Annotated in this window: 11 protein-coding genes; 4 read left to right on the top strand and 7 right to left on the bottom strand. The window is 68.1% G+C overall.

Going from position 1 to position 12193, the window contains the following annotated elements:
* The first annotated feature begins 133 nt into the window (after positions 1 to 133).
* From OD750_RS12215 to hemF, 3 genes are all read left to right on the top strand, one after another.
* On the top strand, positions 134 to 829 hold the full coding sequence (locus OD750_RS12215; protein ID WP_263545513.1) for a YdcF family protein: 696 nt from the start codon (positions 134 to 136) through the stop codon (positions 827 to 829).
* Between the two features lie 98 nt (positions 830 to 927).
* The gene (locus OD750_RS12210) at positions 928 to 1329 is read left to right on the top strand and encodes a hypothetical protein (RefSeq protein WP_263545512.1); all 402 of its coding nucleotides are present in this window, start codon (positions 928 to 930) and stop codon (positions 1327 to 1329) included.
* A gap of 136 nt (positions 1330 to 1465) precedes the next feature.
* Entirely contained in the window at positions 1466 to 2374 is a 909-nt protein-coding gene (hemF, locus tag OD750_RS12205; RefSeq protein ID WP_263545511.1) for an oxygen-dependent coproporphyrinogen oxidase, read from the top strand.
* Between the two features lie 3 nt (positions 2375 to 2377).
* On the opposite strand, the gene OD750_RS12200 is transcribed toward hemF, so the two are convergent.
* Positions 2378 to 2626: a hypothetical protein gene (locus OD750_RS12200; protein ID WP_263545510.1), complete on the bottom strand. Its 249-nt coding sequence runs from the start codon at positions 2624 to 2626 to the stop codon at positions 2378 to 2380.
* A gap of 325 nt (positions 2627 to 2951) precedes the next feature.
* Between OD750_RS12200 and OD750_RS12195 the strand changes: the two genes are divergently transcribed.
* Positions 2952 to 4778, top strand: coding sequence for a DUF885 domain-containing protein (locus OD750_RS12195; protein ID WP_263545509.1), 1827 nt, complete (start codon positions 2952 to 2954; stop codon positions 4776 to 4778).
* An 846-nt stretch (positions 4779 to 5624) separates the two neighbouring features.
* Here OD750_RS12195 and OD750_RS12190 read toward each other — a convergent pair.
* From OD750_RS12190 to ilvG, 6 genes are all read right to left on the bottom strand, one after another.
* A complete protein-coding gene (locus tag OD750_RS12190) occupies positions 5625 to 6800 on the bottom strand; it encodes an ABC transporter permease (protein WP_263545508.1) in 1176 nt (391 codons plus the stop codon).
* The gene (locus OD750_RS12185) at positions 6797 to 7531 is read right to left on the bottom strand and encodes an ABC transporter ATP-binding protein (RefSeq protein ID WP_263545507.1); all 735 of its coding nucleotides are present in this window, start codon (positions 7529 to 7531) and stop codon (positions 6797 to 6799) included. The genes OD750_RS12190 and OD750_RS12185 overlap by 4 nt, the downstream gene beginning before the upstream one ends.
* Positions 7528 to 8988, bottom strand: a complete 1461-nt coding sequence (locus tag OD750_RS12180) for an alpha/beta hydrolase (protein WP_263545506.1) — start codon at positions 8986 to 8988, stop codon at positions 7528 to 7530. Before OD750_RS12180 ends, OD750_RS12185 begins: the two co-directional genes overlap by 4 nt.
* A 102-nt stretch (positions 8989 to 9090) precedes the next feature.
* On the bottom strand, positions 9091 to 10080 hold the full coding sequence (locus OD750_RS12175) for a pyridoxal-phosphate dependent enzyme (protein WP_263545505.1): 990 nt from the start codon (positions 10078 to 10080) through the stop codon (positions 9091 to 9093).
* 148 nt (positions 10081 to 10228) lie between these two features.
* Positions 10229 to 10477, bottom strand: a complete 249-nt coding sequence (locus OD750_RS12170; RefSeq protein ID WP_263545504.1) for an ACT domain-containing protein — start codon at positions 10475 to 10477, stop codon at positions 10229 to 10231.
* Positions 10474 to 12192, bottom strand: a complete 1719-nt coding sequence (ilvG, locus tag OD750_RS12165) for an acetolactate synthase 2 catalytic subunit (protein ID WP_263545503.1) — start codon at positions 12190 to 12192, stop codon at positions 10474 to 10476. The genes OD750_RS12170 and ilvG overlap by 4 nt, the downstream gene beginning before the upstream one ends.
* Position 12193 lies beyond the last annotated feature (1 nt).

Genomic DNA, 12193 nt, shown 5'->3' with positions numbered 1-12193 from the left:
GTCCCTGAATGCGCTTGCTGGATGTGCGCTTGAGTATAGAGCGACTCGCACGAACTGCGACGCGCCCTCGTCGGCAAACGGATCGATCTGTTTCAATACGCAACCTCGAACGAAATACCGTCGCGCCCGCCGCATGACCGACCTCATCGCTCCGTTCCGCCGCGGTCCGTGGCGCCATCTGCGCGACCGCGACGTGTGGCATTCGCTCGTCGTCGCCGCGCTCGCCTGCGTCGCGACGGCAGGCCTGCTGTGGGCGTTCTGGTTCGCCTACGCGCTGCGGCTCGCCGCGACGAGCGGCGTTGCGGCGCCGCGCGCGCGCGCGCTGCTGCTGTTCGGCAAGCGCCTCGCGCACGGCCGGCCCGACGCCGACTACGACGCGCGCATCGCGCGGCTGCACGCGCTCGTCGTCGCCGATCCGTCACGGCGCGTGCTGCTGCTCGGCGGCGCGGCTGACGGCGGCACGACCGAAGCGGCGGCGGCGCTCGCGCGCTTGTCCGAGATCGGCCTGCCGCCCGGCGTCGCGCCCGTCTGCGAGGATGCGTCAACCGATACTTTGGAAAATCTGCGCAATGCGCGGACGCTCCTCGGCGACGCCGCGTGCGAGCCGGTCGCGCTCGTCACCAGCCGCTACCACCTCGCCCGCTGCGTGCTGCTCGCGCGTTCGCTCGGCTTCGACGCCGAGCCGGTCGCCGCCGACGCGCGCTTCTCGTGGCGGCCGCGCCTCTTGCTGCGGCTCGTGCTCGAATCCGGCTACTGCCTGTGGCTCGATACCGGCACGCGCTGGGCGCGGCTGATCGGCAACCGGCGCATGCTCGATCGCCTGACATAGATCGTCATTGCGCCGCGTCGCTCGCGGCGGTCCGTTGCCTCGACCCGAGGCGGGCCCTACCATCGCCGGGCCGCACCCAACCCTCAATGGAGTGAAACATGCTGCGTTCCCGCCTCCTCGTCATCCTGCTGCTGCCGATCCTCCTGATGCTGATGGCCGCGCGCCAGGCGCCGCTGGTCGATCCCGATCCGATCGCCATTCCGGCGAAGATCACCGACGCGCAGGTCGCCAAGTCGATCCGCGGCGCGCTGATCAACCGCAAGTGGACCGTCACCGACGAGAAGCCCGGCGAGATCAAGTCGACGCTGATGCTGCGCGATCACAAGGTGCGCATCGACATCACCTGGGACAAGCGCGCGATCAAGATCGCCTACGTCGACTCGGAAAACCTCAAGTACGAGGTCGAGAACGGCAAGCGGCTGATCCACAAGAACTACCTCGGCTGGATCAACAACCTCGTTACCGATATCAGTGCGAATTTGAACCTCCTCACCGAGTGAAGCGCTCAGCTCGGGGTGCTGCATACAACAGGTCGCATCCCACAACCCTGGCCAAACGCTTGCGCTGCAAGCGTTTGGCCGCCCCTAACTTAAGGGGGCTCCGAAAGAAAAAGCTTCTTCGTTCAGGTTCTTCACTATGTCGGCCGAAACACCCATCGCGCGCATGGAAGCGTTCCTGCGCGACCTGCAGGATCGCATCTGCGCCGCGCTCGAAGCAGCCGACGGGCAGGCGCGCTTCGTCGAAGATCCGTGGCAGCGCGCCGAAGGCGGCGGAGGCCGTTCGCGCGTCATGAAGAACGGCGCGCTGTTCGAACAGGCGGGCGTCGGCTTCTCGCTCGTGCACGGCGAGCGCATGCCGCCGTCGGCGACCGCGCACCGGCCCGAACTCGCCGGCCGGCGCTGGACCGCGCTCGGCGTGTCGCTCGTCCTGCACCCGAACAATCCGCACGTGCCGACGACGCATATGAACGTGCGCTACTTCGAGGCCGTGAAGCCCGACGCCGAACCGGTGTGGTGGTTCGGCGGCGGATTCGATCTCACGCCGTTCTATCCGGTCGACGACGACGTGCGTCACTGGCATCGCACCGCGCGCGATGCGTGCGCGCCGTTCGGCGACGCCGTCTATCCACGCTACAAGCAATGGTGCGACGAGTATTTCTTTCTGAAGCACCGCAACGAGACGCGCGGCGTCGGCGGCATCTTCTTCGACGATCTCAACGACGGCGGCTTCGAACGCTGCTTCGATCTGACGCGCGCGGTCGGCAACGCGTTTCTGCCGGCGTACCTGCCGATCGTCGAGCGTCGCCGCGACACGCCGTACGGCGACACCGAGCGCGAATTCCAGTTGTACCGGCGCGGCCGCTACGTCGAGTTCAATCTCGTGTGGGACCGCGGCACGCTGTTCGGTCTGCAGTCGGGCGGCCGCACCGAGTCGATCCTCATGAGCCTGCCGCCGCGCGTGCGCTTCGAGTACATGTATCAGCCGCAGCCCGGCAGCGCCGAGGCGCGCCTCGGCGAGTACCTGACACCGCGCGACTGGGTCTGACGCTTACGCGGCAGGAATGTTGTGCAGCGCGCGCACTTCGTCGATGCGCGCCTGCACCGCCGACGGCAGCGTGGTCTTCTGCGCCTGCGCGAAAACCTTCGCGAGCACGCGGCGCTCGTCGTCGTCGATGGTGTTGTCGCGCAGCGCGAGGCCGAGCAGGAAGTTGATCTCGCCGACGTCGATCTGTCCGTCGTCGGCGAATACGGGAATCGATTCGTACGCGATCTCGATGTGGCTCTTCGGCTTCGTCATGGTCGCTCCGTAAAGCGCGGGGGCAGCGTGCGGCGGCCGGGTCTGGGTCGGTCTGTCCACCGCACGCTGCGCACCCACGAATGTCATAACCGCAGTTCGGCGGAAAACAGGGTCACAAAAATCAGTTGCGATCGCGACGATGCCCGCTGGCGCTTCGCGAAGCAAGTCGGCCGCGCTGTCCGGCGTCCGTCCGGCGGACACCGTCCGCGCGGCATCGGCGCGCGCAAACCCTTGTCGCTGCTCGCGCTTGCCGGCAATCGACGGTTGGCACGACCATTGCGATAGGGACAGGGCCCTCAACGCAGCCCCTCGAAGGAATGCCGCAATGCCTCGCACCCGTACGTCGTATCCGGTTCGTGCCGCGATCGCCGCGCTGACCGCCGCCCTGTTCGCCGCCGCCTGCGCCGGCGGCGCCAAGCGCGAAGCGGCGCCCTCGACGCCCGCCGCCGTCGCGACGCCGGTCGCCGCGCCGAAACCCGATCCCGTCGCCGCGGTCAACGCCATCGCCGACCGCTTCGTCGCCGCCGTGATCGACTTCGATCCGACCGTCACCTACGCCACCGGCGTGCCGGTTCCGTCGCACGATCGCCTGCCGCGCAATTCGGCGAGCGAGATCGCGCAGTACGTGGCGGTCGAAGACGCGATGATCGCCGACCTCGACCGCATCGACGCCGCCGCGCTGCGCGGCACGCCCGCGGCCGTGACGTACGCGGTGCTGCGCGAAGGCTTCGACGCCAGCCGCGGCTTGCGCGTGTGTCACCAGGAACGCTGGAGCCTGAGCCACATGGGCGGCTGGCAGGTGTATCTCGCCGAAGCCGCCGCGTCGCAGCCGGTCGATACGCCCGAAGCGCGCGAACAGGCGATCAAGCGCTGGTCGAGCCTGCCCGGCTTCATCGAAAACGACACGGCCAATCTGCGCGAAGGTCTCGCCACCGGCTACGCCGTACCGAAGGCGATCCTGACGCGCGTGTTGCAGCAGCTCGACGGCGCGCTTGGCGCAAAGCCCGAAGAATGGCCGTTCTGGTCGCCGGCCGAACGCTCGAACGACGACGCGTTCAAGGCGCGCATGCGCGATGTCATCGTGCAGCAGATCAAGCCGGCCGTGCAGCGCTACCGCGATTTTCTCGCCAACGAATATGCGCCGAAGGCGCGCGTTAGCATCGGCCTGTCGGACTTGCCGGACGGCGCGGCCTGCTATGCCGCGCAGCTGCGCAACTTCACGACGCTGACGCGCACGCCGAAGGAAGTGTACGAGCTGGGCCAGAAGACGGTCGCCGCGAACGAAGCGAACGTCGCCGACATCGGCCAGCGCGTGTTCGGCACGCGCGACATCAAGACGATCATCGCCAAAGTGGAAAAGGCGAAAGACAACCATTTCACCTCGGAAAAGGAACTGCTCGACTTCTCGCGCGGCATGCTCGCGCGTGCGCGGGAGCTGTCGGCGCCGCTGTTCCGCGAACTGCCGTCGCAGCCGGCGATCATCCAGCCGCTGCCGGACTACCAGCGCGGCAGCGGCATGTCGGCGCACTACATTCCGAGCGGCGATCCGAACAAGCCCGGCGAATACCGCATCCCGCTGGAAAACTGGAAAAAAGATACGCGCGGCAGCGCCGAAATCACGCTCGTGCACGAAACCTGGCCGGGCCATCACCTGCAGATCGCAATCGCGAACGGCCTGCCGGCACGGCACGTGATGACGAAGCTGTCGTTCAACTCGGCGTACATCGAAGGCTGGGGCCGCTATTCGGAGCGGCTGGCCGAGGAAGCCGGCATCTACAACACCGACTACGCGAAGATCAGCCGGCGCATCTGGCCGGCGCGCGGCATGGTGGCCGACCCGGGCATCCACATGTTCGGCTGGACGCGCAAGCAGGCGATCGACTACTTCGTCGCGACGGGCCGCTTCGATCCGAAAACCGCCGAAGCGCTGGTCGATCGCATCGCGGTGATGCCGGGGCAGCTCACGTCGTACGACTCGGGCGGGCTGGAAATTTTCGCGTTGCGCGAGCAGGCGGAGCGGGAGCTTGGCAGTCGTTTCGATCTGCGCGCTTTTCACGAGCAGGTGCTCGGGAACGGGGTATTGCCGCTCAAGGCGCTGCGCGAGAATGTGGAGACGTGGATTCGTGACACGAAGGGGGCGGCGGCGCCGTAACGGCGCCGCTCTCTTTTTTGGCGCGTTGCTCACAGCATGTCGCGCTCGGCTCGTCATCCCAGCGCAAGCTGGACTGCGCAGGCATGGATGCCGAAGCGAACATTCGCGCAGCGAATGGCCCCGGAGGGGTGAGCCGCGGATGCGGCGAATCATCCAGCCTTTGATTGTCGCTTTGTAGTTTTCGCCCGGCCTTCGACAGAGCGGTTCCGCCCGCCTGCCGGCGGCCGGGTCACTTCTCTTTGCTGCCAAAGAGAAGTAACCAGGAGAAACCACCCCGACGGCCGCGGTCTCCGGGCATCCTGCCCTCCGACTTCGCGAGATCGCTCCGGGGTTCGTTGATGGGCCATCCATGGCCCGTCAACGAACTGCGCGCATCCCTGCGCGCACCCGCTGCGCGGGCTGATCCTGCGCAATCTCGCCGCGACCGACGGGGCCCCGGGTGAAGCGGGCGGCTTCCTGCCGCGAGCAAGCGACCGGTGATCAGGCCCGCAGGGGACGCACACGGATGTGCGTCGTCCGTCGTGGGCCATGGATGGACCATCGACGGACCCCGCCGGGCGCTTGCGGTCCCCGCAGGGCAGGATGCCCGGAGGGCGTGGCAGCTGGGGTGGTTTTCTTTGCTTACTTTCTTTGTCCACACAAAGAAAGTAAGACGGCCGCCGGCAGGCGGGCGGAACGCTCTGTCTAAAGCCAAGCAACAACGACGAAGCGACCGTCAACGACGAGAGCGACGCGGGTTGGAGTAGCGGCGAAAAACCAACGCCGAGAGCTGGATCCCGGCCTTCGCCGGGATGACGAGCAAAGATGAATAAACAAAAAAAGGGAAAAAAGCGGCGAGCGCGAGACCTACCCCGAAATCGCCAACCTCTCCGACCGATAAACCCGAGCGGTCACCGCCCAGGCGACGAGCGCGACGACGAACCCGCTCGCAAGACAAAGCCCGAGCTGCGCAGGCTCGATCCCCTCGGCGCGCACGAGCCGCGTAATCGCCAGATGCTGACTCAGGAGCGGCACCGCGTACATCCACAACTTCGCCTTGATCGGCGACACCACGAGCATCATCGACGGCAGCGCGGGGATCAGCAGCAGCACCGACAGGTACGTCTGCGCCTCGCGATAGCTTTTCGCGAACGCCGCGATCAGCGTCTGCAGACACGACGCGAGCAGCACCAGCGGCAGCATCATGACCAGCACCGTCACCGCGAACGTCGGACCGAAGTCGAGCACCATGCCGATCTTGCCGCTCGGAATCAGCGGTCCGGCAAGCCCGAACGCGATGACCGACAACGCAAGGCTCGCCATCGCGAACGTGCACGTCGCGGCGAGCTTGCCCGTCAGGATCGCCGAACGCGTCACCGGATTGGCGAAGAGCGGCTCCAGCGATTGCCGCTCGCGCTCGCCCGCAGTCGTGTCGATCGCCAGGTACATGCCGCCCATGAAGCTCGACAGGATCAGGAAATACGGCAGCATCGCGAACAACAGCCCGCTGCGGCTCTGCGGCGTCGACTGGTCGCGTTCGGCTACCGCGAGCGGCATCGCCACCGACGGCGCGAGGCCCCGCGCGAGCAGGCGCATCGTCGAATTCTGGCTCGCGTAGCGCGACAGCACGCCGCGCAGCCGCGCGACCGGCGTGCCCGATTCGCGCTGCGAGGAGTCGAACAGCAGCTCGACCTGCGCGGTGCGCCCGGCGCTCCACGCCTCGCCGTAGCCGGCCGGAATGCGCAGCACCATGTCGACGTCCTGCGCGATGATCGCCGCTTCCGGGTTGTCGATCGCGGGCTTCACGCGCACGCCGTTCTGGCCGAGAAACGCGACGAGATTCGGCGCGTGCTCGGCGCCGATCACCGGCACGCTGAGCGCCTGCTCGCTCTTTTCCAGTTCTTTGGAAATCACGATCGACGTCAGGCCGACGAAGAGCAGCGGCCCGAGCAGCGGCGCCATCAGGAGCGCGTTGGTCACGGTGCGGCGGTCGCGCAGGTTTTCCATCACTTCTTTCAGAAATACGACCCACGCGGCTTTCATGCGGCCAATCCTTCTTCGCTGCCGATGATGCGGACGAACGCGTCCTCGAGATTGCTTTCGCCGGTCTGCGCGCGCAGTTCGTCGGCCGTGCCCTCGGCGACGACGCGCCCCTTGGCGATCACCACGATGCGGTCGCACAGCGCTGCGACCTCCTGCATGATGTGGCTCGAAAACAGCACGCAGCGGCCTTCGCCGCGCAGCCGCAGCAGGAATTTGCGCATCGCGCGCGTGGCCATCACGTCGAGGCCGTTGGTCGGTTCGTCGAGGATCACGTTGCGCGGATCGTGCACGAGCGCGCGCGCGATCGCGGTCTTCACGCGCTGGCCCTGCGAAAAGCCCTCGGTCGCGCGCTGCGCGATGTCGCCCATGTCGAGCGCGTCGATCAGCGCGTCGCAGCGCGCCTTGATCGTGCCTTCGTCGATGCCGTGCAGGCGTGCGAAATATTCCACGTTTTCGCGCGCGGTCAGTCGCTTGTACAGGCCGCGCGAATCGGGCAGCACGCCGAGCCGGCGGCGCACTTCGTGCGCATGGGTCGCCGCATCGATGCCGTCGACGCGCACCGCGCCGCGATCCGGCGTCATGAGCGTGTAGAGCATGCGCAGCGTCGTCGTCTTGCCTGCGCCGTTGGGGCCGAGCAGGCCCGTGATTTCGCCGTCGCGCGCGGCGAACGTCACGCCGTCGACGGCTTTGACGCTGCCGAACGCCTTGTGCAGGTCGGTCACTTCGATCATGGCGCCGCTCCGTTGAAGTCGAGGAAGAACGGCGTGGGGCCGAGTTCGGCGATGCAGCCGGCGTCGAGCTGGTCGGTCTCGAGTTTTTCGATGAACCGCTTGACCAGCCGCGGCATGCAGCCTCGCCCGATCACGTTGTGGCCCTGCCCCGGCGCGACGAGATGGCGCCCCTTCGACAGTCCCTTGAGCACCGCGTCGCCGTAGCGCGGCGGCGTCACCGGATCGAACTGGCCCGACAGGATCAGCACCGGCAGGTCGGACTTGATCGGCCGGTGGAAGTCGTCCGGCCGCTTGCCCTTGGGCCACGCCTCGCACTGCGCGCGAATCGCCGCGACCATCGTTTCGCCGAGGATCAGCGATTTGTCCTGCGGCGCGTCCACGATGAGATCTGCGTCCTCGGCGCAGACCACCGACAGGCCCATGCCGGCCGTCATGCCGTCGGACAGGTCCTTCACGACGTATTCGGCCTGCGCGACGATCGGCGCGGTGTTGCCGGCCGCCGCTTCGCGGATCACCAGCGGCAGCAGCGCCGCGCTTTCCGGCGCGTACGCGAACAGGCGCACGAGACCGTCGAGCAGGTTGTGGTCGAAGCGTCGCTGCTTCGTTTCGAAGTTCTGCGGATCGCGGATCGTCACCGGAACCGGCGCGGCGCGATACTTTTCGCGCGTTTCGTACAGCGCTTTGTACACGTCGCCGAAGCGCGCGGCGCACGCCTTGTCGTTCGCGCACAGCGCGAAGCGGCCCTTGAGCGCCTCGTCGAGATTGCGCGCGAATTCGCCGCCGAAAATCAGCTCGTTCGGCGCGACGCCGTCGAGCACCGCGCTGCGCACGCCGTCGGGATGACGCGCCATGTACTGCTGCGCGACGCGCGTGCCGTACGAAACGCCGACGAGGTTGAACTTGACGCCGCCGAGCGCGACGCGCACGGCTTCGAGGTCTTCCACCGCGTCGGTCGTCGTGTAGTAGCGCGGGTCGGCCTTCGCCTTGATTTCGTCGAGGCAGCGCCGCGCTTGCGCGCCCGCGACCGCCGGATCGAAATCCGCGTCGGCTGCGGCGTCCGATGCCTTGCAGCGCAGCGCGTTCGAACCGCCGGTGCCGCGCTGGTCGAGCAGCACGACGTGGCGGTAGCGCCGCGCCGACTGCAGCGCCGGCGCGATCGACGGCCACGTTTCGGTCGCGGCCTGCCCCGGGCCACCGGCGAGGAACACGATCGGGTCGTCCTGCGTCGCGGCGATGTCGCTGCCGATCACCGCGAGCTTGAGCGCGATCTTGCGACCGTTCGGATCGGCGCGGTTCTCGGGCACTTCGAACGGCACGCACCACGCCGCGGTCGTCGTCGCCGATTTCGGTTGCGACAGCTCGCAGGGCGCGAACGAGAGCGTGCCGATCTGCAGGCGGTCGTTCGCGGTTACTCCTGATGCCAGCGATATCAGCGCCGCACCCAAGCTCACTATCATCGGTTCGATTCCCCGGTTTGTCCGCCGGAGTCTAACCAAACTGCGCGACCGCCGGTCGCGCGTATGTCGTCAGTTGGGCGGCCTAGCAGCGCGGGCTCGACGTCAGCAGCCCCAGTCGGCGAGCTGCCTGAGCGTCACGACCTGCCCCCCGCAAACCACCGCGACCACGCGTCGCATTCCCGCCAGACTCGGGTGATTCGCATACAACGGCGCCAGCGCCGTGCCGCACGCCGGTTCGATCATCTGCCCGTGTTCCTCGGCGAAGCGCACGCACGCGTTTTCCGCCTCCGCGTCGCTCACCGTCACCGGCACGACCGTGCCGCCGCGGCACGCGTCGATCAGCGCCGGCGCGATGCGCCGCACGCACAGGCTCGTCGCGACGCTTTTCGGCGACGCCAGCTCCACGACTTTTCCCTGCGCGAGACTCGGCGCGAGCGACGCCGAACCTTCCGGCTCGGCCGCGATCACGCGCGTATGCCGCCAGCCGACGCGGCGCAGCCCTTCGAGCACGCCGAGCAACAGACCGCCGCCGCCGACCGCGACGAGGATCGCGTCCGGCGCTTCGTCGCATTGCCGCGCGAGTTCTACGACGAGCGACGCGTGGCCTTCCCACAGCAGCGGGTGATCGAACGGCGGGATGTAGGCCGTATCCGGCGCTTGCGCGAGCTCGAGCGCCGCGGCGTTCGCGTCGTCCCATACGCGGCCTTCGCAGCGCACCTCGGCGCCAAGCGCGGCAATGCGCGTGCGCATGAACGGCAAGGTCGTTTCGGGAATCACCACGGTGACGGGAATGCCGAGCGCGCGCCCCGCCCACGCGACCGCGTAGCCGGCGTTGCCGGCCGAGGAACACACGAAGCGTTGCACGCCGCGCGCGGCGTAGTGCTGGCACAGGCGGCCGATGCCGCGCAGCTTGAACGAGCGCGCCGGCTGGAGGTTGTCGAGCTTGAAGCCGACCGACAGATGGTGAACGCGCGCACGGATCAGCGGCGTCACGATATGCAGCGGCGCCGGCATCGCTGGCGCGACCGGCGTTGAATCGAAGACGGACGTTTCATCGTGATACGAGTCGGCGAGTTCGGTGTGCGCGGTCATGGCGGCGTTCGCAGGCGAGGGAGGGGGCCTTACGGATCGACGACGCGCGAATAATTCGAATGCTCTGGATCTGGATGGGGTTCGTGTTCATGGCAATTCCTCGTGAGTTTCGTTGCCGGCGCGCGGATGCGCGCCGGCTCATGCTTCGTCAGGCGCAGCGTGCCGCCTCGTCGGCGCCGACGAGGCGCACCTGGCGCACGTCGACGAGCCGTTCGAGCTGGCGGCACAGGATCTGCGCATCGCGCGCGCCGTCGAGCGTCACTCGCACGGCGTACGCATCGGCGTGCGTTGCGGCATTGACCGCGACGACGTTCCAGCCGCGGCGTTCTATCGTTCCCAGCACGCGCAGCAGCGCGCCTTCGGCCCGATCCAGCGCGAGCTCCAGGCTGCAGGTCATGCCGCGCACCCCATCATTTCGCCGTTCGACTTGCCCGGCGGCACGAGCGGCCAGACGTTCTCGCGCGCGTCGATCTTGACGTGGCAGAACAGCGGACCCGGCTCGCGCAAGAGGCGCTGCACGGCGCCTTCGACTTCGTCGCGCCGCTCGATCGCGAACGCCGGGATGCCGAACGCGCGCGCCACTTCGGCGAAATCGGGATTGTCGGACAAATCCACTTCGCTGTAGCGCTTCTCGAAGAACAGCTCCTGCCACTGCCGCACCATGCCGAGGCTGGAATTGTCGAGCAGCACGATCTTCACCGGGATGCCGTAGCGCCGGAGCGTGGCGAGCTCCTGCACGTTCATCATGATCGAGCCGTCGCCCGACACGCACACGACCGTGGAACCCGGCCGCGCGAGCTGCGCGCCGATCGCTGCCGGCAGTCCGTAGCCCATCGTGCCGAGCCCGCCCGACGACAGGTGCGCCGCGGTGTACGGCACGCGCCAGTGCTGCGCGACCCACATCTGGTGCTGGCCGACGTCGCTCGCGACGATCAGGCGATTGCCGCCCGCCTCCGACAGCTGCTTGAGCAGCGCCGGCGCGTAGATGCCTTCGCCCGGCGCGTCGTAGCGCCACGCGTGCTGCTGTTTCAGCACGCGGCAGCGGCGCTGCCACGCGCGGATCGCCACCGGATGCACGAGGCGCGGCAACAGGTCGCGCAGGTCGCCGACGAGGCCGACGTCGCACGCGCGCAGCTTGCCGATCTCGGCCGGATCGGCATCGAGATGGATCACGCGCGCCTCGGGCGCGAACGACGCGAGGCGGCCCGTCGCGCGATCGTCGAAACGCGCGCCGGCGACGATCAGCAGATCGCACTCCTGCACCGCGTAGTTCGCGGCCGGGTTGCCGTGCATGCCGAGCATGCCGAGGTAGTGCGCCTCGTCCGGATCGCACGCGCCGAGGCCCTTCAGCGTCGAGACGGCCGGTATGCCGGTCAGCCGCGCGAATTCGCGCAGCTCGCGCTCGGCGTTGCCGATGCCGACGCCGCCGCCGACGTACAGCAGCGGCTTCTTCGCATGCGACAACAGCGCGCGCGCTTCGGCGAAACGCAGTTCGTGCGGCGACGGCGCCGCGCGCGTGACGCGGCGCACCGCGCGAGCGACCGCGCGCGCGTTCGCGACGTCCTTCGGCAGATCGATCAGCACCGGACCGGGCCGGCCTTCGCGCGCGATCGCGAACGCTTCGCGCACGACGGCGTAGACGTCTTCGGCGCGCCGCACGATGTAGCTGTGCTTGACCACCGGCAGGCTCATGCCGAACACGTCGACCTCTTGAAACGCATCCGTGCCCATCAGCGACGTCGGCACCTGCCCGGTGATCGCGATCATCGGCACCGAATCGAGATACGCGTTCGCAAGGCCGGTGAGGAGGTTCGTCGCACCGGGACCGGACGTCGCCATGCACACGCCGACGCGGCCGCTCGCGCGCGCATAGCCGTCGGCCGCGAGCGCCGCGCCCTGCTCGTGGCGCACGAGGATGTGCTTGAGTGTCGAATCGACCAGCGCGTCGTACACCGGCATGATCGCGCCGCCGGGATAGCCGAAGATCGTGTCGACGCCCTCGGCTTGGAGCGCATCGAGCAGATGCTGCGCGCCGGTACGCGGCAGGCTGGCCGCGGGTTCGGCAGCGGCGGCGCCGCTGCCGGTGGCTTGTTTGTCCCCGCCCCCATCCATG

This window comes from Tahibacter soli (assembly GCF_025717065.2).
GTDB classification, from domain to species: Bacteria; Pseudomonadota; Gammaproteobacteria; order Xanthomonadales; family Rhodanobacteraceae; genus Tahibacter; species Tahibacter soli.
This window is presented reverse-complemented; position numbering and strand designations above follow the sequence as displayed.